This window comes from Lysinibacillus sp. LZ02 (assembly GCF_050613145.1).
Lineage (GTDB): Bacteria > Bacillota > Bacilli > Bacillales_A > Planococcaceae > Lysinibacillus_B.
The window spans coordinates 583,911-604,731 of record NZ_CP192507.1; the positions used below are offsets into that span (position 1 = coordinate 583,911).

Sequence of the window (20,821 nt, forward strand, 5' to 3'; positions counted from 1 at the left end):
AATAAGTGTCAAATCAGGTCTATTTACCTGAATGGCGCTTATTTTCAGTTAAGTTGTATCTTAAAATCGACAACTGGCGTTTTTGTCGTTTTTAAAAAGGGAGTGTATGATTTTTTTGTTAAAAAATCGCAAGCTATCGTTTGTTTTTATTATTTTTTATAAATGACCCCATCATAAAGACGCGCATCAACTACTTTAGAGCACACCACATTTTTCTAAAAAGCGTGAGTATTTTCATTTTTTATTCAAAAACCCGCTTTTTTCGCCCTTCACGCAATTCTTCTTTTTAGTAAATTTCTCTCTTTTTTATCACAGCAGCTATTCGTACAGCCCTCTATTTTGAATGAAAAGGTTTATTTCCCCCTAAAAATATAAGCCAATTGTTAAAGTCTATCGCTATGCTGGAACATGAAAATAAAATGCTATAGAAAGCTTTAAATAGGTTTATTTAAACAAAATATTCTATATTTTTCTAATTTTATGGTAGTGAAATGTAAAATTTAAGAGATTATTAAGCGGTTTTAAATATAATGCTATTGGAATCTCATAAAGAGGTTATGAAATATAGAAGAAGGAGGGAAAAGCTAAGGAAATGAGAAAACTAAATATAGCGCTTCTCACGGTACTCGTACTGTTCCAAACCATCCTCGGGCCGTTTGGTACATATGGGGTGACGTTTGCGGCTGAAGAGAAAAATACGCAAAATACTTCTGCAACAGCCATAACGCCTTTAGCTGGTTTAAATCTTGAATTTGCGTATTTAGATTACAATGGTACAAAGATTTCAAGTACAGCTGATGCAAATAATGTGAAGCCACAAGCTGGGGATACTGTGAAATTACGTTATGAATTTTCTACGGACGAAGATTTAGAGTTTGAATACGGTGATGAGTTTAAATTTCAATTACCAGATTCATTCCTAGTATTCGACAAACAAGCTTTAAGCGGTCCAATTTCAATTGGTAGCGAAAAGTATTTTGAATATGAAGTAGACGAAAATAAAGTAGTAACAGTGAAGGCGGTTAAACCTTTTATAGAGGGTGGTATTAAAGGAGGATATATTCAATTCTCAGCTAAATTCGGTAATTTCAAAACAGATGATTTAGAACAAACATTAGATATTCCGAAATATGGTTCTGAAGAAAATATATCTATTCAATTAAAGTTCAGCCCTAAAGGTGGGGATTCTTCAATTTCCAAAGAGGGAGTTGAAATCTCAGGTAAAGATTCAGCAAAACGTTATATTCAATGGACAGTATGGGTAAACCAGTCAGCAAAAGAAGTTACACAATTCCAATTTGAAGATAGTTGGGGTGAAGGAGATCTTTCTCTTGATGCGAGTTCTGTAAAAATAGAATCCGTAGAAATGGAAGCTACGTTAAATGAAATAAAGGTTGTAGGTACTCCAACACCTGTTACTACACCAAACATTAATCAGTCAAATAAAGGCTTTGATTTCACACTCGATAATCTTTCAGGTACGAATGCCTATAAGGTGACATATATTACACAGGTAGAACGTACACCAAAATCTGAAGTGGAATCATTTACAAATAAGGTGTCCGTAATACCTACGATTAGTAGTGGAACAGAAAATTGGGATGCAGAGGCAACAGTCAACCTTGAATATGGCAAACCGCTAGAAAAGACGTATACAGGTGATAAATATAAGGCTGATTGGACAGTTTCCTATAATTATATAGGAAACCAAATTAAAGATCGCGTCTTAAAAGATTCACTTGGTTCGGGTAGCTTACATAAATATGTGGAAGATTCTATTCGATTATATGAAATTCAAGGCGAAAATGAAGTATTGATTTATTCCTCTAATTCTGCTGACAACTTACAGACTACTGAAATGGCTGATGTTGCGTTAAATGACACGGATAAATTTATTCAAGTGACATTTAAGAAGGAAACGACAAAGCCATATAAACTAAAATATGAAACAGTATCTGAAAAAGATATTATTGCAGGAGAAAATGGTCAGCTACCTAAACCAATTGCAAATACAGTAGAAGTCAAAAATCCAGGTAATCCAGGAGAGGCTTATGAATATAAAGTATCTACTGAAATTTATGCTGGATATGGTGTGGGACGTAAAGATGTAAATGCTGTAGATTACTCTAATAAAGAAGTCGAATGGAAAGTAGAATTAAACGCTGACCTAAATACAATGGAAAATGTCGTAATAAAAGACTTCTTAGATACTCAATCTACAAATAAAGGTAATTTGGAGTTACTAAAATATGCAGATGGCAACTATTTTAGATCTGAAACCGGAACAGACCCAAATAGCTTAAGTGATTCTATAATCGATAAAAATGGGTTCACACTAAAGGTCGGTACATTAACTGACAAAATGGTGTTCTATTATAAAACAAAGTTTGATGTGTTAGAAAAATATTTAGCCGCTACTGGGCAATCCGCATATCAAAATAACATTAAATTTGAGTGGGGTGGCGGAGAAAGCACCCAACCAGTAGAAGACGAATCAAAGGTCGGTACATTTACGCCATTAGAAGCATTTAAAAATAATGCAATTAAATCAGGAAGCTATGATTATTCAACACGTGAGTTTGTGTGGTCTTTAAAAGCGAACGTTAACCAAAATGAAATTAACAAAATTGTTGATACACTTGACGATTATCAAAGCTTTTTAGGAACGAGTGCTATTGAAATTTATAAAATTAACGTTCAACCAAATGGTAGTCTACAACGTGGTGAAAAAGTTACTTCCGGTTACACACCTGCTATCTCAGGACAATCACTAACACTTACCTTTGATAGTTCAACAAGTTCAGCATACGAAATTGTGTATAAAACAAAAGATACGGATGGGATTATCGGAACTGGTGGTACAGGAAATAACAAAACGAACCAAACGTATAAAAATAATGCTGAAATTTATTTAAATGGTGAATTGAAGGGGAAACCTAAGGAAGCAGAAGTAACTGTAGAAGTTGCGGATAACTTAATTGAAAAAATAGGTACACCAAATTCAGCCGATTCAACAGTAGATTGGAAAATCGATATTAACAAATCGGGTTCAACAATTAAAAATATTATTGTAAAAGATAACTTATCAAGTACGGACCCAAATGTTAAACAATTTTACTTGCAAGAATCGTTTGAATTAAGACCATTTGTTTATGGAAAAGACGGTGTCACTTTAGGTTCACCGGTATCGTTAACTGACAAAGGGGCATTAACGATTTTACCGGATAAGCAATCATTTGAATTTAGGTTAAATGAGGAAAACGCATCGTATCAATTAAGCTATAAATCCTTTTATGAAGGTCCAAATAATGGGGCATTGAGCAATAATGCGGTACTAAATTATACAAACTCAACAACCGGACAAGATGTAACGGGTGAATCTACTAAATCTGAAGTGGCAACAAATTTCACTTACAATGATTCAGATGCTGGTATGGAATTTAAACGTGTCAACCTTGAAATTACGAAACAAGGGATAAACAATGACGATACAAGTAAAAACCATCCATTAAAAGACGTTGAATTTACCGTTTGGAATAAGTCTGGTAAATATCAAATTAATGATACAGTGTACAAAACAGATGCAACTGGTAAATTCACAATTGCTGATATTGGTACTGGAACTTACGTCATAAAAGAAAAACTACCAGAGGGGTATGTAGCTCCTACAACATTACAGGGTGCTTCTAATATCGAAGTAGTAACAGAAAATGGTGCGAAATATGCGAAGTATACAGTAACGATTGGTAAATTAACGGATGGTGCAGCCAATACCAAGGTATGGACTGTTAATAATGATGAAGTTTTACAATCTAGTTCGCTGAAAAAAACAGGTTTAGATTCAACTAAACTTGGACAAGTCAAATTCAAATTGTATAAACAGGATGGAACACAAGTGACATCGGTTCCAAAATACAAATATGAGAACGGTGTGAGAACACAAGATGGTACGCTAGATATCACGACACTTACACCTAATCCGACAACAGGTGAAATTTATGTATCTTATTTAGAGCCGGGTAGTTATTACTTCCAAGAGATAGAGACAGCTATAGGTTATAAACTAGATACAACTAAGAAGTCATTTACGATTTCATCTAACTCAATAGTAAAATTCGATGCAGGTACATTACAAAATAACCCTCGTCATCTAACTGTTGAAAACAAAGGTGATGACGGCGAACCTTTAGTAGGCTCAACATTTGATATTTATAAAATTGTAGATGGAGGCAGCTGTCCAAATCCTACTGATGGGAAAGTTACAGATTTAACAGATGCAACTAAATATGAAAAAGTTACATCTGTACCAGTAGTAACGGGTGAAGGAGGTAAGGTGACGGTAGATATTTCTTCACTTCCATCCGGACAGTACTTCATCGTACAAAATAATATTACAAATGTATATTATATAAATCGTCCAGGTGAAGTGGTGAAAATTGATACAACAAACTGCTTTACTTCTTCACCAACAGATGAAAATGATGTTATACCGCCTGTATTTGAAAACCCGCGTGACGAATCAGGTACTCTAGTTGATTTAACGCTAACAAAAACATTAGTAGATGGCGATAAGCATACAATTGAGGGCGCGGTTATTAAATTAACTGGTAAAAAAGCGAATAGCCCAAAAATTTACTACGGTAAAACAGATATAAATGGGCAAATTACGAAATGGTATAAATCAGAAGCTGATGCAAAAGAGGGAGATATTGCAAAAGCTGAATTAACAATCATCCAAGATAAATACACAGTAACAGAGCTTTACAATACTGGATTTAAATATGAAGGTCTTGCGAAGTTAGATGGTGCTAATGGATTTACAAATGATTCTGGCATTGTTTTTGACTACAATAAAACAACTGCTGTAACAGATATTAAAGTTACAAACAAAAAGCTAGAGCGTACAGTGATTATTACAAATAGCTGTAATAAGGAAGAAACAACGTATCAGTTAGTTAATACAACAACGAATCAAGTAATTAAGCAAGATGCATTAGGAAATAACATTCCGAATATTGACCCGACAACAGGAGTAATTAAATTACCGGCAGGTCAAGCGAAAATTGAGCTTACGAATATTCACCTTGCAAGTGGTAAGTATACAGTAGAACAATTAACATCTTCAGGTGGATGTAAGTTAAGTGAGGATCCAAAAGAAATAACTGTAGTACCAGACACACCAGGTAATCTTGAATTCCCAGAAAACGACGAGCCGATAAAAACAACCGTTACAAATGAAGATCCAGATGGTAACAAGTTGGTTGGTTCAGAGTTTGAACTGTATAAAGCGATTAATGGTTGTCCAACTGGTTCAACTATTAAGCCGGGGCCGGGAATATATGAACTTGTAGATACGTTCACAACAGGTTCAGACGGAAAAACGCCTGAAATTGACTTCTCTGAGTATGGTTCAGGGACATATGTAGTCGTTCAAAAATCACTTACAAGCGACAATAAAGAATACTATGTTGAGCGTGCTTATGAATTAGTAGAGTTCGATACATCCACATGTATTGAAATTGAGCCTGGAATACCTACGTCTCCAGGCACACAAGTACCACCAGCAACGTTTGAAAATGAACGTGGTAAAGGGAAAATAACGATTACAAAAGTAGATGAAAATGAGGCTACAAAAGGTATTGAAGGTGCTGAAATTACAATTACAGGTACTAAAATTCAGCCATACCAATCGTATAAAGGTACTTCAAATGTTAATGGTGAAATTAAATTCAAGGATGTAAATGGTGTTGAAGTAGATGTATTATTCGACGATTATGTCATAACAGAAACGAAATTCCCAACAGGATACGAAGGTCTGAAGACGACATTTACTACTAATACATTTGCATTTAAAGAATCTACCAAATCAACAAATGCCTCAATTCAAATAACAAACAAAAAAATTGAGCGAACAGTAACAATTAATGACTCATGTACGTTAGGTGACCGTGTATATGGTATTTATGCGCCAGATGGTACGACAGAAGTTGGAAGAGTAACATTAGCTTCAGGAGAATCTACGCAAAATATTACATTGCAATTCAATTTACCTGATGGACAAAATACAGCAGACTTTGTTGTGAAACAAATCTCAAGTACAAATGTGGAATGTGAAAATCCAAGTGAACCAACATTCCCGGTTACACGAGATGAGAACCCTACTCCACCAAAAGAAGTGGAATTGGGTAGTAACTTAGTAGAATTAACATTTGAGAATTGTTATGGACCAGTTTCTGGAACATTTACATTCTCAGATTCAACTAATGTTTACACGGTGACTGTGGCTGAAGCTGATAATGGTAAAGTAACGAGAAACATTCCAGCAGGTACTTATAAAGTAACGGGTGAAGGAATGGTAGAACGTACAATCACTATCACAGATGATACAGCGAATAATAAATACACAATTGCAACACAGGATTGTGGAACAATTGAAATTGATTTTAAGAGCTGTGAAAAAGATAATACTGATGTGACAACTGTAGATATTTATAAAAAAGGCGAAACTACACCTTTTAAAACAGTTGGTACAGTAAACGGAGTAACAAACTGGACAACTACTTTACAAGTAGGCGATTATATTGCATATCCAGGAGGGACTACGGAAAACGGAGTAGAGTTTAGTGTTACAGATGGTTCTAACGATCCTGTAGTTGTTAACGAGCCATGTGCTGCCGAAGCAATTACAATCGTGTTTAATGCCTGTGATAAGCTAGGCACAACAACTGTAGATATTTACAATAAAGATACAAAAGTTAAAGTAACAACAGTAGATGTTAATTCAAACTGGACAACTTCTTTAGCGGAAGGTAACTATGTTGCATATCCAGGTGGAACAACATCAAATGGAACAGATTTTACAGTTGGTAAACAGACAATCCAAAACCCAATAACTGTGACACAACCTTGTGGAACAGAAAAAATCACAATTGAATTTGATGCATGTGAAAAAGCAGCTACACCTACAACGTCCATTGATGTGTATGAAACAGATGCATCAGGTAATCCAACAGGTACAGCAACAGTTGTGACGAAAGATGCTAATAAATATACAGTAGATTTAGACAATGGTATTTATATCGCGTATCCAGGTGGAACAACAACTAATGGTACGTCATTTGATGTCACAAACTCTACAACACAAGTAATTACGGTAACAGAACCATGTCCAGCTGAAGAAGTAACAATTGAGTTCGATCGTTGTGACAAAGAGGGACGTACAACAGTTGATATTTACAATCGAGATACAGACGGAATTGTAACGACAGTAGATGAAACAACTGCTTGGAAAGTTTCACTTGAAGTAGGTAATTACATTGCGTATCCAGGTGGCATTAAAGAATTTGGTACACCGTTTGACGTAACAAAAACTACAACTGTAAATGATGTAATCAAAGTTCTTGAGCCATGTAACCCGGTGCCAGTAGAAATTACACTCATCGGCTGTAACAAGCTAGGCACAACAACAGTTGATATTTATGAGATTGACAATAATAATGAATTAATTCCAGCTTCAAAAATGACGGTTACAGTTCAAGATGGTAACGTAACAAAACAATTAGATGAAGGTAGGTTTGTTATCGTTCTAAGTGGAACAACAGCGTTCGATCTGAGTGAAATCATTACAATAGATGAAACAACGGTCGGCCCGATTCCAGTGACACTTACACAGGACTGTAAAAATGCAACGATTACATTTAAATCATGTGATTTACCGATGGGCAAGACAACATTCACGTTTGATGATGGAAAAGGGAATACATTTACGACATCAACAGATGAAAACGGTATAATTTCAACAACTGTACCACCAGGCATTTACACAGTAACAAATACAACAACAAACGTTTCGAAAGTGATTGATATTACATCAACTGTGACGAACTTAGTTATTGTAGAGTGTGAAGCTTGTATAGCAAATGTAACTGTGCCAGAGCTTGCAGGACAAACTGTAACGATTTCAGATGGTTCAATTATTGAAACTGTGCCAGTAGATGCGACAGGTACATTTACGGTGCCATTTACAGATGGTAACTTGACTGTGAAGGATGCAACAGGAATGGAAGTGGGTAAAATTACTGTTACGGATTGTACAGGTATATTTAATTACCCAGCATGTGAGCGCCCAACGATTACACTTCCAACATACGAGAATAAGGAAGTATTTATTCTTTCTGAAACAGCTGTTGGAGGACCAATTACATCTCCGGATGTAACGACAGTAGATGTTGCATTAGTAGTGACATCTGAAGATACTGCAACAGTAGATATAGATGGTAAACTAACAATTGATAAGTCGAAGTTAGTTGATAGCAACGAATATTATATTGTTGATGAATTCGGGAAAATTTTAAAGATAATTAAATTAGATGGTGGAGATATTGTTGTCTTTACGCCAAATCGAATGGAGGAGGTACGCTTAGAAGAATGTGTACCAAAAAATCCAATTCCATTTGAACCAGTTCCACCAACAAATCCAGGTGGAGGGACTGATCCAAGTGAGCCAACAGACCCAGGCACGCCACCAACTGATCCAAGTGAGCCAACAGATCCAGGCACACCACCAACAGATCCGAGTGAGCCAACAGATCCAGGCACACCGCCGACAGATCCGAGTGAGCCGACAGATCCAGGCACGCCACCAACAGATCCGAGTGAGCCGACAGATCCAGGCACACCACCAACAGATCCGAGTGAGCCAACAGATCCAGGCACACCACCGACAGATCCGAGTGAGCCGACAGATCCAGGCACACCACCAACAGATCCGAGTGAGCCAACAGATCCAGGCACACCACCGACAGATCCGAGTGAGCCAACAGATCCAGGCACACCGCCGACAGATCCGAGTGAGCCGACAGATCCAGGTACACCAACTCCAGTAACACCGGAGCAGGTAGAAAATATCCAAAAGATTATAGAAGATCCAATTCCAAATAATCCGGAAGATATTAAAAAGCAAATCGAAGAATTAAAGCAATTCTTAGAGATGTTTGAACAGCTTACACCTGAAGAACAAGCAGAGCTTCTGCGTGTATTAGGTGTAGAACTTACAAAATTACAGGAACGTTTAGCGGAGCTTGAGCGTACATTAGTCGCAATGGAGTCGAAAGAGCCAGCGACTGATGGTACAACAGCGGGGAACGATAATGTTTCAACAGCAGGCGAGAGCGTAGCGAAGCTTCCTCAAACAGATGGTGCGTCTACAACGGCAATGTTGTATGCAGGTCTTGCTTTAATGGCAATGAGCGCATTCTTCTTAATCCGTCGTCGTAAAAACGCCTAATAAAAAGGGTGTCCGGAAAGTGAAAACTTTCCGGACACCCTTTTCTTACTTCTTGATACATATCTACTAAGAAATATTGCTCCTGCGGTGGTCGTAAAGAAGCCATCTCAAAATGTCTTTTCAGATGGCCTCCTTTGCATCTTCAGGTGTATAACGTTGTGTAAATGTTGCGCGAACGGCTAAGCGTTTGGAGCCTTCTTCTGCACAAGTAATGAGTGTAAGTAATGTTTCATTCGGTATATCATCGATAATATAGACGTCTGTTTCCTCGATGATGTCCTTCGTTGTCAGCTCATATTCATACACATAGGATAGATCAGATAAATAGATTTTATCGCCGACTTCAGCTTCGTAAAGCGGACCAAATAATATATCTTTTTCTTCAAAGTAATGGCTAGCTAGTGAATAGTTGCCTTGTCCCATCATTTGCTGTGGTTTCATCGTACCAGCGCCAGCAGCTAAAGCTTCTTTTCCTACACCTTTTAAAATAGGTAACTCTAGGCCAACTTCAGGGATGGCGATGCTACCGATTACAGGTAAGTCACTCTTGCTCGCTTGGGCACGTAACACATCAACGATCGATAGTGATTGTACCGCTTCAAAATCAAAGCTTACCTCACTATTTTCAGTCACTACTTGCTCGGTTGGTGTCGGCACAAGCGACTTACTTAAGTGAGAGACAAGAAAGCTTTGTATAGGGTTGATTAAGACGAGCATAAGCCCCGTAATGAACATCAGTATAAGACCGATTTGGATTAGTTTTGTTTTCATACGTCACCTCACAAAAAAAGAGAATTTACTATATTAAGTAAATTCTCTCTCAAAATCTTATTTATCGCAAGCGCGAACGCCGCCTGTAGCGTAGTGTGCTTTTGACATATCTTCGATGATGATTGTTACGTTTTGTGCTGGAGCACCTGTTGTTTCAGCTACCGCTTCTGTTACTTTTTCAACTAATGCACGTTTTTGTTCATCCGTACGACCTTCTAATAATTTGACTGTGACGATTGGCATCTTATAAAGCCTCCCCGCTTTGAGTTATGGTGTATATTATTTATAATAATATAAACGGAGGGATTTACAATGTCTAATGAAGAAAAACCAAAACAAAAAATGGGCTTTACCATTATTAAAAATGATCCGACTGATGGACATGGTGGGTTTGGGATTGGCTCGCTAACGCTTGAAAATGTATCGCCGGTGATTATTGATGTGCAGGAAAAAACAGCGGCTGTGGAAATCGGCGCGATGCATGCGAAAAGTGATGTAGAACGGGGCATCAAGTTCACAACGAATCGGGAAGATTCTGAAGGTGGGAAAACATACTGGCTTGTATGGGTCACGATTGATTATAAAGCGGACGGTCCTTACTTTGCGGGTGTGACGGCATGTGAGATGGTTGTAAACCGTGAAAAACGTCGCGGCTATAAGTTGCTACCAGAGCATGTAAATAAAATGGATAAATCGATGAAGCGACATATTATGGTTGATTTTATGGATGATGTCTCAAAGCAAGTGTTGACTGATTTCTTTAAGACGCATAACTTGGAAATGTGGCATCGGAGTGAGCAGAAACTACGAGATGATTTAACTGTAAAACCATAAAATTTTTGCATCATAAAGATAAAAGCTATATGTTCGTCAATCTTTTTGTAGAAAAATATATAAAAATGCGTGAACAAAGTGTGACAATTGTAATTAGTATTGAATCGGTAGTTGAAACTACTAATGAAAAAAAGTACACTTGAAGCAGAGCTTACAGTAGTAGGCGCTAGGACACTTGGCCAAACGAAAAGCGATGAGAGCTATGCGGCATTTGAACATTCCCAAGCCGAATGCCCCATGATTCTCATGCTTTCGCTTGCCATAAAAGGGCTACTTCTTCCCACGGAACAATCGTATTTCCGGGGAAGAAGTAGCTCTTTTTATTTTCATTCGGCAGATGGACGCCCATCTCTATAGGTGGTGAGATGAATACAAGTAGACAAAATCCGAACGCCATTAAGCCGAGGGGTAATTGATTAATGAAAGTCCTGGTATACCATTAGACGTATCATTATTGTGCAGGTTCCTTAAATAATTCAAATGGTAGCCAGTTTAGTAAGCTATCCCATGAATTTTCTAATGACTCTGGATTAAACCAATCAGAATCAAACCAATACGTCGAGCATTTTTCTGTTGGCACATTTTCTGCTTTTACATAGACGAGACGCTGATTCTCTGGGCATGCCTCGGTCGCAATTTTACCAGAAGTAATATCGACTACTACGCCTTCAACAGTAGACGGCGCTACAAATTCCTCGTTAGGCAATCCTTTATGCACAGCCTCCATAAAATCGATCCATACTTGCTTTGTAGTCGAATTATCTGCTTGTGTAGATAAATTTTTTCCATGATCATAGCCATTCCATACACCTGTTGTTAAATGAGTAGAGTAACCAACCATCCATTGGTCACTGTTTGTTGTGCCAGATTTGGCTGCATACGTATGCGTCATTTTTGGTCGAATGGATACACCTGTTGCAGGAGAGTAATCGCTAAATACAGGATCAAATATGCCTGTGAGCATTTGCGTCATAATGTACGCATCTGCTTCCGTTACAACTTGTTCGTTTTTAGGTTGTTCATACTCATAAACGATTTGTCCTTTCGCATTTTCAATGGAAAGAATCGTTGTCGCATGAAGAGATTCACCACCAGCCGCTAGTATGTTGTAAGCATTTGTTAAGGCATAAAGTGATGTTTCGATTGTTCCGAGTGCAATAGAAGGTGACTCACTTTTTGTTGAATTTAACTGGAAACGCTCTAATACATTACGGAAACTTGGGTAACCGATATCTTGTAATGTTTTCACTGCATACACATTATCAGAAATAGCTACTGCTTGTGCCAGTGACATTTCATGGGTTGCAAACTGTCCGTTCACATTTTTTGGTGTATAGGTTTGGCGACCGTTATCATACGTAAAGGTCGTTTGCGATACGTCTTTAAATGTCATCGGTGTATAGCCTTTTTCTAGTGCTGCTGTATATAAAATTGGTTTAATGGTCGAGCCAGGTTGACGTTGTGCGAGTGTCACACGGTTAAATGAGCTCGTCCCATAATCACGCCCACCGACAAGGGCTGTTACAAACCCAGTATGAGGGTCCATACTGACAAGACCCACTTGTAATTCACTATCGGGCATATGGTTAGCGACCGCTTGTTCTGCCGCCTGTTGATGTGCTTGATTTAAAGTTGTTTTAATTTTCCAGCCGCCTTCACTAATGTTTAAGTTTTGGCTTTCTAAAATTTCACTTGCTTCAGCCCACACAACATCTAGGAAATAAGGGGCAATCGATTTGGATGCAATCCACTCGTCACTTTTATACACCAGCTGTTCTGAAACGCCGCGCTCTTTTTCTGTTGCTGTAATTTTCCCTTGACTTTCCATTAAGCTTAAAATAAGCTGTTGGCGTTCTGTCGCCTTTTGTTCATTGGCAAGAGGCGAATAGTATGTTGGCCCTTTTGGAATACCTGCAAGCATCGCTGCTTCCGCTAATGTTAAATCACCGGAGGATTTTCCGAAATAGTAACGACTCGCCGCTTCCGCTCCGTACATTCCGTGACCGTAATAAACCGTATTTAAATAGCCCTCTAAAATCTCATCTTTCCCGTAAAATATTTCAAGGCGGTAGGCATATAGGGCTTCGTTAATTTTCCGTGTCCACGTTTTTTCATGTGTTAAAAATAAGTTTCGTGCATACTGCTGTGTGAGTGTGCTCGCCCCTTGCACTTTGGACCCGGCTTTCAAATCTGCTAATAAGGCCCCCGCGATACGAGAGTAATCAAACCCACCATGTTCATAGAAATCCTTATCTTCTACAGCGATCGTTGCATCGATTAAATAGGGTGATAACTCATCGATTGAGACCCAGTAACGGCGTTCGTCTGTATAGTAGTCACCGATTTGATTATTTTGACTATCTAAAAATATCGAAGCTTTCGGAACTGTCAGTGGTGGTGCGCCAGCTATTTGTGCATAAACACGTAATGAGAGGATTGAAACCACAAATGCACTAGCTAATGCAATCGTGACTAACAGTACATTTTTGGACCATTTTTTACGTGTTTTCTTTTTAAAATATTGACGTCGTTTCATACGATTTCACCTCGATCTGTACTCGTTATGGTAGTATGTGCTTTTCGTGTGAATTAATAACGAAAAACTCTTGCACTTTGCAGAAAAACATCTATACTTTTTTTGAACTGCATAATATAGTACGTTTAACTTAAACGAAAAGTTTCAATTGTGTTACAAAAGTATTTCATTTGTGTAAAATTTGCAGTTTAGATAAATTGATACTTGCATTTTTAACATTTAATCACAGGAATATTCCTATTATTCTAGGAAATAATTTAAATGGTACAAATGCAGTGCAAAAATAACTAGAGAAGGTGAATAATATGCGTTTTGATGAAACTTATTCAGGGAATGTTTTTATTAAAAGTCATCCTAATTATGAAGAAAGTACAGCGGTTTTATATGGTATGCCGATGGACTGGACAGTAAGTTATCGTCCAGGTTCTCGTTTTGGTCCTGCACGTATTCGTGAAGTATCGATTGGATTAGAAGAATACAGCTTGTATTTAGATCGTGAGCTTGGCGATGTAAAATTCTTTGATGCGGGCGATATTCCACTACCGTTTGGTAATCCAGAAAAATCATTAAAGGAAATTAAAGACTGGGTGCGTAAGCTACTGGCTGATGGCAAAATTCCTGTCGGTATGGGCGGAGAGCATTTAGTGTCTCTACCTGTAATGGAAGCTGTGTATGAGAAATATGAAGACCTTGCCATTATTCATTTTGATGCACATACAGATTTACGTACAGACTACGAAGGGGAGCCGTATTCACATGCGACACCAATTCGTAAAATTGCTGACCAAATCGGACCATCGAATGTATACTCATTCGGTATTCGCTCAGGTTTAAAAGAAGAAATGGAATGGGCAAAGGAAAACGGCATGCACATTTCGTTATTCGAAGTATTAGAGCCACTGAAAAAAGTATTACCAACACTTGCTGGTCGCAACGTATATGTAACGATCGATATCGACGTATTAGACCCAGCGCATGCACCAGGTACAGGCACAGTAGATGCGGGCGGGATTACATCAAAAGAGCTACTGGCATCCATCCACGAAATCGCACGCTCTGAAGTAAATGTTGTAGGTTTCGATTTAGTAGAAGTAGCCCCAGTGTACGACCACTCAGAAATGACGGCGAACACTGCCGCAAAGATAATGCGCGAAATGATTTTAGGCTGGGTAAAATAATAGATTTTATTATAAAGTGTAGACAAGCCTGTGTTCAGGTTTGTTTGCACTTTTTTAGTATTAATAATCATATGAGAGAGTACTAACCTAGACTTGTTGCCGAGGAAAGTCATTTATTCAGCCAGTTCATTCTTGATTAAATAGAGAAAACTATCCTATAATAAGAAGGTTATATAATCGAACTAAAGGAGTGGTCCAGGCGGTGAACGATGTAGGAACTGAAGTGAAAATAAAGCTCGTTTCTTCTATTCTCCCGACAGAGGGTGAATTAGAAACATATGAGATGTGGCTACAAGGAACCTTTATTGAAAAAGCGGGGACGCACTATTTACGATATGAGGAAGTACAGGATGATAAAAACATCCGTACGACAGTCAAATTAACAGATGAGCAGGCGCTTATTATGCGCAAGGGCGGCGTGAATATGCGCTTGCCACTCAACACAAAACAAAAGGAACAAGGTCATTACGATAGCCCGTACGGCACGATTCCACTAGTGACAAAAACCCATCAACTATCGTATGAGCGACGAGAGGCAAGTGGCGAGTTTAAAACGCAGTATGATTTAATTCTCGGCGGTACGTCAGTCGGCAACTATACGTTACAAATATATTATACGGAGGTACAACTATGAACGCAGTAGAACAACTACAACAACAAATTAAAGCTGCGCTTGCTACTGCTGCTGTGAAAGCAGGCTTAGTAGAAGAGGCAAGTGACTTAAATATTCATTTAGAAACACCGAAGGATAAAGCAAACGGTGACTTTGCAACAAACTTAGCGATGCAATTAACAAAGGTTGCGAAAAAGCCACCACGTGCGATTGCAGAAGCAATTTTAGAAAACCTTGACACAGCAGGGACAGATATTGAGAAAATCGACATCGCAGGTCCTGGCTTTATGAACATTACAGTACGTAAAGATTTCCTTGCGGGTGTTGTGAAAGCTGCTTTTGAGCAAGCAGAAAACTACGGTCGTTCAAACGCTGGTGCGGGTGAAAAAGTACAAGTAGAGTTCGTATCAGCAAACCCAACAGGTGACTTACATTTAGGTCACGCGCGCGGGGCTTCCGTTGGTGACTCTTTATGTAACGTAATGGATTTTGCTGGTTACAATGTTTCACGTGAGTACTATATTAACGATGCAGGTAATCAAATTAATAACTTAGCATACTCGTTAGAAGCACGTTATAAGCAAGCTTTAGGCATGGATGCTGAAATGCCAGAAGACGGCTACCATGGTCCAGATATTATTGAAATTGCAGGGCAGTTAAAAGAAGAGTTTGGTGCAGATATTTTAGAGAAATCAGATGAAGAGCGTTTCAAATTTTTCCGTGAGCATGGACTGCGCCTAGAGTTAGCGAAATTACAAAAAGACTTAGCGAATTTCCGTGTTGAATTTGATGTATGGTATTCAGAAACATCTTTATACAACAATGGTAAAATCGATGTAGCATTAGATAAATTAAAAGCAAATGGTCACGTATTTGAAGAGGAAGGTGCCACTTGGTTCCGTTCGACAACATTTGGTGACGACAAAGACCGTGTATTAATTAAAAACGATGGCTCTTACACATACTTAACGCCGGATATCGCCTACCACGAAGATAAATTACAGCGTGGTTTCGATAAGCTCATTAATATTTGGGGCGCTGATCACCACGGATATATTCCACGTATGAAAGCAGCAATCGAGGCACTTGGCTATAATCGCGGCACATTAGAAGTAGACATTATCCAAATGGTCCAGCTGTACAAAAACGGCGAGAAATTCAAAATGTCGAAGCGTACGGGTAATGCGGTAACAATGCGTGAATTAGTAGAAGAAGTAGGCTTAGATGCCGTTCGTTATTTCTTCGTGAAAACAGCAGGCGACTCGCATATGGATTTCGACCTGGATTTAGCGGTATCGCAATCAAATGAAAACCCAGTGTACTATGCACAATACGCACATGCACGTATTGCGTCGATTTTACGTGCAGCAGGTGAGCAAGGCTATGCCGCTTCACTTGACAACCTTGGCCTACTAACAGCAGAAAAAGAAGAAGAGGTACTGAAAAAAGTAGGGGCATTCCCGCAAGTTGTGGCAGATGCAGCGAAACACCGCACACCACACCGCATTGCTAACTACATTCAAGACCTAGCGGCAACATTCCACAGCTTCTATAATGCTGAAAAAGTAATTAACCAAGATAACAAAGAATTAACAGAAGCACGCTTAGCTTTAATCACAGCCGTTAAAACAACATTAGCGAACGCTCTAAAACTAATTGGCGTAAGTGCACCTGAAAAAATGTAATCATCGTAAGCCATCCTTTATGGGTGGCTTCTATTAATTCCTGCGACGTATTTTGGGATTGCACAAGCCGCACTACAATAGAGTTTTCAGAAAATTATTCTTTTCAAAACGGAGATTTCAGCTATAATAGAAATGTTAGACAATTTGATAGTAATAAAGGTTCTTTGCGATGTGCAAAGATAATAGGGAAGTCGGTGTAAGTCCGACGCGGTCCCGCCACTGTAACTGCTAGCTCGCTTATAGAAAACCACTGATCCATTCGGGAAGGAATAAGCCAGCGTTTGATGCATAAGCCAGGAGACCTGCCTTTATGAACACCAAGATGACCTACGAGGATAGGAAGGTGGCTTTTGAGTATAGATGTTATACGTAATGTTAGCCTTTTCCAAAGTCTCTCGTACTTGAGAGGCTTTTTTATTTACAAATTTATCTATTTTTACAAACGTGCCACCATCTTAGGTTAATTGGATTAAAGGTATATCTTTCGGATAATAGGAGGAACAACAAATGAAGAAGTTTTGGCAGTTAGCCGCATCAGCAACACTTGCATTAAGTATGCTTGTAGCATGTGGAACAGAAAAGGAAACAGAAACGCAACAAAAGGAAGGTGCTGTCGTTGTAGAGGAAAATAATGAGACAGCCTTTCCAGTAACAGCTGTAGATGCACTCGGCAATGAAATTACATTAGAAGAAGCACCAGATCGTATCGTGTCATTAACACCATCCAATACAGAGATTTTATTTGGCCTTGGCCTGGATGAAGAAATTGTCGGTGTGAATGACAATGACAACTATCCTGAACAAGTAGCGGACAAAACGCGTGTAGGTGGCATTGAGTATAATGTCGAAACGATTGTGTCATTACAGCCGGATATTGTATTTGCACATGAATCAAGTATGTTTTCACTTGAAAGTGCGATTGCACAATTAGAGGCATCAGGTGTTACCGTATTCGTCGTGAACAATGCAGAAAACTTTGAGGAGACATATGATACGATTGAAGTAGTAGGTACATTAACAGGAAAAGAGGATGAGGCGGAAGAAGTCATCTCATCGATTCAAGCAAAACTAGCAGATATTGAAGCGAAATTAGAAGGAGTAGAACCAAAAACAGCCTTTATGGTTGTTGGAGGAGCACCTAATATTTATGTTGTTGGGCAAAATACATTTATGAATGAAATGCTCAAGTTCATTCATGTTGAAAATGCCGTAAAAGAAGATGGATGGCCGATGTATAGCCCAGAGCAATTCTTGGCAGCAAATCCAGATTCCATCATTTTCACTTATGAGGGGGATGATGAAACAATTAAAAATAACCCAGCTTTTGCGAACATGACAGCTGTTCAAAATAATGCATTAACAGTCGTAGATGCTAATACAACAAGTCGTCAAGGTCCACGTATTGCAGATGGTGTTGAATCGATCGCAAAAGCAATTTATCCAGAGGTTTTTAATGACTAAAAAATACATAGCGGCCTATGTACTTTCTATCGCTATTTTACTAGTGAGTATATGGTGTGGGATATCGATTGGTTCGGTATCTGTTCCACTTTCTACATTGTGGGACGCGGAAGCCAATCCAACCGCTTATAGTATTTTATGGCATATTCGGATGCCGCGCGTCATACTTGCTGCATTAGTCGGCGCATCACTGGCGATTGCCGGTGCCGCGTTTCAAGGCTTGCTCAAAAATCCGCTTGCTGATCCATATACACTTGGTATTTCATCCGGTGCATCAGTAGGTGCTGTTTTTACATTGTTCTTCAGTGTCTCGATTCCGGTATTTGGTCTGTTTACATTGCCGATTTTTAGTATGGCAGGCGCTTTAGTGACGCTTTTAATTGTCCTAGGCTTTGCACGAGTAATAGACCGAACAATGAAAATGGAGACATTAATTTTAACAGGGATTATATTTAGTTCGTTTTTAGGCTCCTGTATTTCGCTAATGATTGCACTTACTGGCGAAGAGCTTCGTTCGATTATGGGCTGGCTTTTAGGGAGTGTGTCCATGCGTGGATGGCCATATGTCCAAATGATTTTACCGTTCGTCATCATAGGCACAATGATTCTTTGGTTTAATCGCCGCGAGTTAAATGCGATGATTTATGGTGAAGAACGAGCAAAATATTTAGGGGTCGATGTCAAACGAAGCAAGTATATTATTTTAATCGGTGGCTCGATGTTAACGGGTGCCGCTGTGGCAGTATCCGGCACGATTGGTTTCGTAGGGCTTGTTGTACCGCATATGGTGCGGATGATTTTAGGGGCAGACCATCGTCATTTGCTTCTCATTTCATTTTTAAATGGCGCAAGTTTACTCGTGATTTGTGATCTTGTATCACGGACCATTATTGCACCGACAGAATTACCAATTGGGGTCATTACATCATTTATCGGTGCACCAGTATTTGCCTATATTTTCTTTAAGCAACGTAAAGGACGGGTAGCATAAATGTTGAAAGTTGAACAGATTTCAGGTGGATACGGACATGTGCCAATCGTCCAAAACGTATCATTTGAGGTAGAGAAAGGAAAGGTACTTGGCATTTTAGGGCCAAATGGGAGCGGGAAATCTACACTGTTAAAGCTCATTAGTGGCATTATTGAACCAACTGCAGGGAATGTTTATATAGAAGGCAAACCGATGAAAAGTTACAGTGCCAAAGCGCTCGCTAAACAAATGGCCGTTTTACCGCAACTGCATGCCAATGCCTTTTCCAATTCCGTTTATGATGCCGTCTCATTAGGACGTTATCCACATCAGAAGGGTTTTTTCTCAAGTTGGTCGAAAGAAGATGAAGAGGCAGTAGAAAATGCGATGGTACAAACGGGCGTACAAAAATACCGTGACACGATGATGGAGTTTTTATCTGGTGGGGAGCAGCAGCGTGTCTTTATTGCACAGGCACTGGCGCAATGCTCAAAGGTGTTATTGTTAGATGAACCGACGAATCATTTAGATATTGCACATCAAAAGCAAATTTTAGATATGATTCGAAAAGAAGCGACAGAATGTGGATTAACGGTTGTATCTGTATTTCATGATATTAATTTAGCGTCACTTTACTGTGATGAGTTATTATTGATGGAAAACGGGCAAGTAAGGGTATACGGGGCACCACATGAAGTTGTACTGCAAGAGCAAATTGCAGATGTGTATCAGGCAAAGGTATCTACATACGCACATCCGGAAATGCCAAAACCGCAAATTACGATGATGCCAGACCAAATCAGTCAACATAAGCCGGTTGTCTCGCTAGAGCAATTAACGATCACGCACGATTGTGTGCAGCTACAGACAGAATTTCCGTTAAAAGTCATTTCCTCTGCGGTGCATAATGCAGGGATGGGGTGGTACAACACCTTTTTAAACCGATCTGTATCACCGCAATATAATATTAATGATGTAAAAGAAGAAACCATCCAGTTTTTGAAGGAACAAGGCTTTTCATTAACGAATACAGTGGTCATGTTAACTGCTGTTGAGGCGAATCTTGCTGTGACACGCGTATTTAGCAATGGACGCTTTAGCGTGATTGTGGCTGTAACAGCAGGAGTAGGCAATGCGGTAGATGCAACGCGTACCTATGAACGGGAATACAAACCGTACATTGGCACGATTAATACATGGGTTATTGTGAATGGAAAGTTATCAGACGAGGCATTTTATCAAGCGATGATTACAGCGACTGAAGCAAAAACAAAAGCGCTTGCGGAAGAGGATATTCGTGATGTACAAACGAATACAGTAGCAACAGGAACATCTACGGATAGTCTCTTAATTGCAGCTACGCAACACGGGGAAGAACTGCCTTATGCAGGTCCGATTACCGATGTTGGGAAGTTGATAGGGCGGGGCGTTTTTGAAACAACAGTCGCTGCTATTCAACAATATAAGCAAGCCAAAATTTAAAGAAA

General features: G+C 39.0%; 11 protein-coding genes and 1 riboswitch. Of the genes, 8 read left to right on the forward strand and 3 right to left on the reverse strand.

Annotated elements, in window-relative coordinates:
* The first annotated feature begins 592 nt into the window (after positions 1-592).
* On the forward strand, positions 593-9,286 hold the full coding sequence (locus ACQQ2I_RS02745) for a collagen binding domain-containing protein (protein ID WP_431029032.1): 8,694 nt from the start codon (positions 593-595) through the stop codon (positions 9,284-9,286).
* A 120-nt stretch (positions 9,287-9,406) separates the two neighbouring features.
* On the opposite strand, the gene ACQQ2I_RS02750 is transcribed toward ACQQ2I_RS02745, so the two are convergent.
* A complete protein-coding gene (locus ACQQ2I_RS02750; protein ID WP_431029034.1) occupies positions 9,407-10,057 on the reverse strand; it encodes a class A sortase in 651 nt (216 codons plus the stop codon).
* 57 nt (positions 10,058-10,114) lie between these two features.
* Positions 10,115-10,300 carry a 2-hydroxymuconate tautomerase gene (locus ACQQ2I_RS02755; protein ID WP_391367796.1) on the reverse strand — a complete coding sequence of 62 codons (186 nt, stop codon included), beginning with the start codon at positions 10,298-10,300 and terminating at the stop codon, positions 10,115-10,117.
* Positions 10,301-10,369: 69 nt separating this feature from the next.
* On the opposite strand from ACQQ2I_RS02755, the gene ACQQ2I_RS02760 reads away from it, so the two are divergent.
* Complete coding sequence (locus ACQQ2I_RS02760) at positions 10,370-10,891, forward strand: YwhD family protein (protein ID WP_431029035.1); 522 nt, start codon at positions 10,370-10,372, stop codon at positions 10,889-10,891.
* A 451-nt stretch (positions 10,892-11,342) separates the two neighbouring features.
* On the opposite strand, the gene ACQQ2I_RS02765 is transcribed toward ACQQ2I_RS02760, so the two are convergent.
* Positions 11,343-13,427, reverse strand: a complete 2,085-nt coding sequence (locus ACQQ2I_RS02765) for a transglycosylase domain-containing protein (RefSeq protein ID WP_431029036.1) — start codon at positions 13,425-13,427, stop codon at positions 11,343-11,345.
* 305 nt (positions 13,428-13,732) lie between these two features.
* Here ACQQ2I_RS02765 and speB point away from each other — a divergent pair, with 305 nt between their 5' ends.
* The 6 genes from speB to ACQQ2I_RS02795 all read left to right on the forward strand — a co-directional run bounded on the left by speB (position 13,733) and on the right by ACQQ2I_RS02795 (position 20,816).
* The gene (gene speB / locus ACQQ2I_RS02770; RefSeq protein ID WP_431029037.1) at positions 13,733-14,605 is read left to right on the forward strand and encodes an agmatinase; all 873 of its coding nucleotides are present in this window, start codon (positions 13,733-13,735) and stop codon (positions 14,603-14,605) included.
* A 202-nt stretch (positions 14,606-14,807) separates the two neighbouring features.
* A complete protein-coding gene (locus ACQQ2I_RS02775) occupies positions 14,808-15,239 on the forward strand; it encodes a DUF1934 domain-containing protein (protein ID WP_431029038.1) in 432 nt (143 codons plus the stop codon).
* Positions 15,236-16,903 carry an arginine--tRNA ligase gene (gene argS, locus ACQQ2I_RS02780; RefSeq protein WP_431029039.1) on the forward strand — a complete coding sequence of 556 codons (1,668 nt, stop codon included), beginning with the start codon at positions 15,236-15,238 and terminating at the stop codon, positions 16,901-16,903. The genes ACQQ2I_RS02775 and argS overlap by 4 nt, the downstream gene beginning before the upstream one ends.
* Positions 16,904-17,043: 140 nt before the next feature.
* A riboswitch (cobalamin riboswitch) is annotated at positions 17,044-17,227 on the forward strand.
* A 183-nt stretch (positions 17,228-17,410) separates the two neighbouring features.
* The gene (locus tag ACQQ2I_RS02785; RefSeq protein ID WP_431029040.1) at positions 17,411-18,364 is read left to right on the forward strand and encodes an ABC transporter substrate-binding protein; all 954 of its coding nucleotides are present in this window, start codon (positions 17,411-17,413) and stop codon (positions 18,362-18,364) included.
* Positions 18,357-19,355: a FecCD family ABC transporter permease gene (locus ACQQ2I_RS02790; RefSeq protein ID WP_431029041.1), complete on the forward strand. Its 999-nt coding sequence runs from the start codon at positions 18,357-18,359 to the stop codon at positions 19,353-19,355. Before ACQQ2I_RS02785 ends, ACQQ2I_RS02790 begins: the two co-directional genes overlap by 8 nt.
* Positions 19,356-20,816: an adenosylcobinamide amidohydrolase gene (locus ACQQ2I_RS02795; RefSeq protein ID WP_431029042.1), complete on the forward strand. Its 1,461-nt coding sequence runs from the start codon at positions 19,356-19,358 to the stop codon at positions 20,814-20,816.
* Positions 20,817-20,821 lie beyond the last annotated feature (5 nt).

What these genes read in the sequence shown, in the direction of transcription:
- ACQQ2I_RS02795 (WP_431029042.1), top strand. Translation starts at nt 19,356, where the DNA reads ATGTTGAAAGTTGAACAGATTTCAGGTGGATACGGACATGTGCCAATC.
- ACQQ2I_RS02785 (WP_431029040.1), top strand. Translation starts at nt 17,411, where the DNA reads ATGAAGAAGTTTTGGCAGTTAGCCGCATCAGCAACACTTGCATTAAGT.
- argS (WP_431029039.1), top strand. Translation starts at nt 15,236, where the DNA reads ATGAACGCAGTAGAACAACTACAACAACAAATTAAAGCTGCGCTTGCT.
- ACQQ2I_RS02745 (WP_431029032.1), top strand. Translation starts at nt 593, where the DNA reads ATGAGAAAACTAAATATAGCGCTTCTCACGGTACTCGTACTGTTCCAA.
- speB (WP_431029037.1), top strand. Translation starts at nt 13,733, where the DNA reads ATGCGTTTTGATGAAACTTATTCAGGGAATGTTTTTATTAAAAGTCAT.
- ACQQ2I_RS02760 (WP_431029035.1), top strand. Translation starts at nt 10,370, where the DNA reads ATGTCTAATGAAGAAAAACCAAAACAAAAAATGGGCTTTACCATTATT.
- ACQQ2I_RS02750 (WP_431029034.1), bottom strand. Translation starts at nt 10,057, where the DNA reads ATGAAAACAAAACTAATCCAAATCGGTCTTATACTGATGTTCATTACG.
- ACQQ2I_RS02790 (WP_431029041.1), top strand. Translation starts at nt 18,357, where the DNA reads ATGACTAAAAAATACATAGCGGCCTATGTACTTTCTATCGCTATTTTA.
- ACQQ2I_RS02765 (WP_431029036.1), bottom strand. Translation starts at nt 13,427, where the DNA reads ATGAAACGACGTCAATATTTTAAAAAGAAAACACGTAAAAAATGGTCC.
- ACQQ2I_RS02755 (WP_391367796.1), bottom strand. Translation starts at nt 10,300, where the DNA reads ATGCCAATCGTCACAGTCAAATTATTAGAAGGTCGTACGGATGAACAA.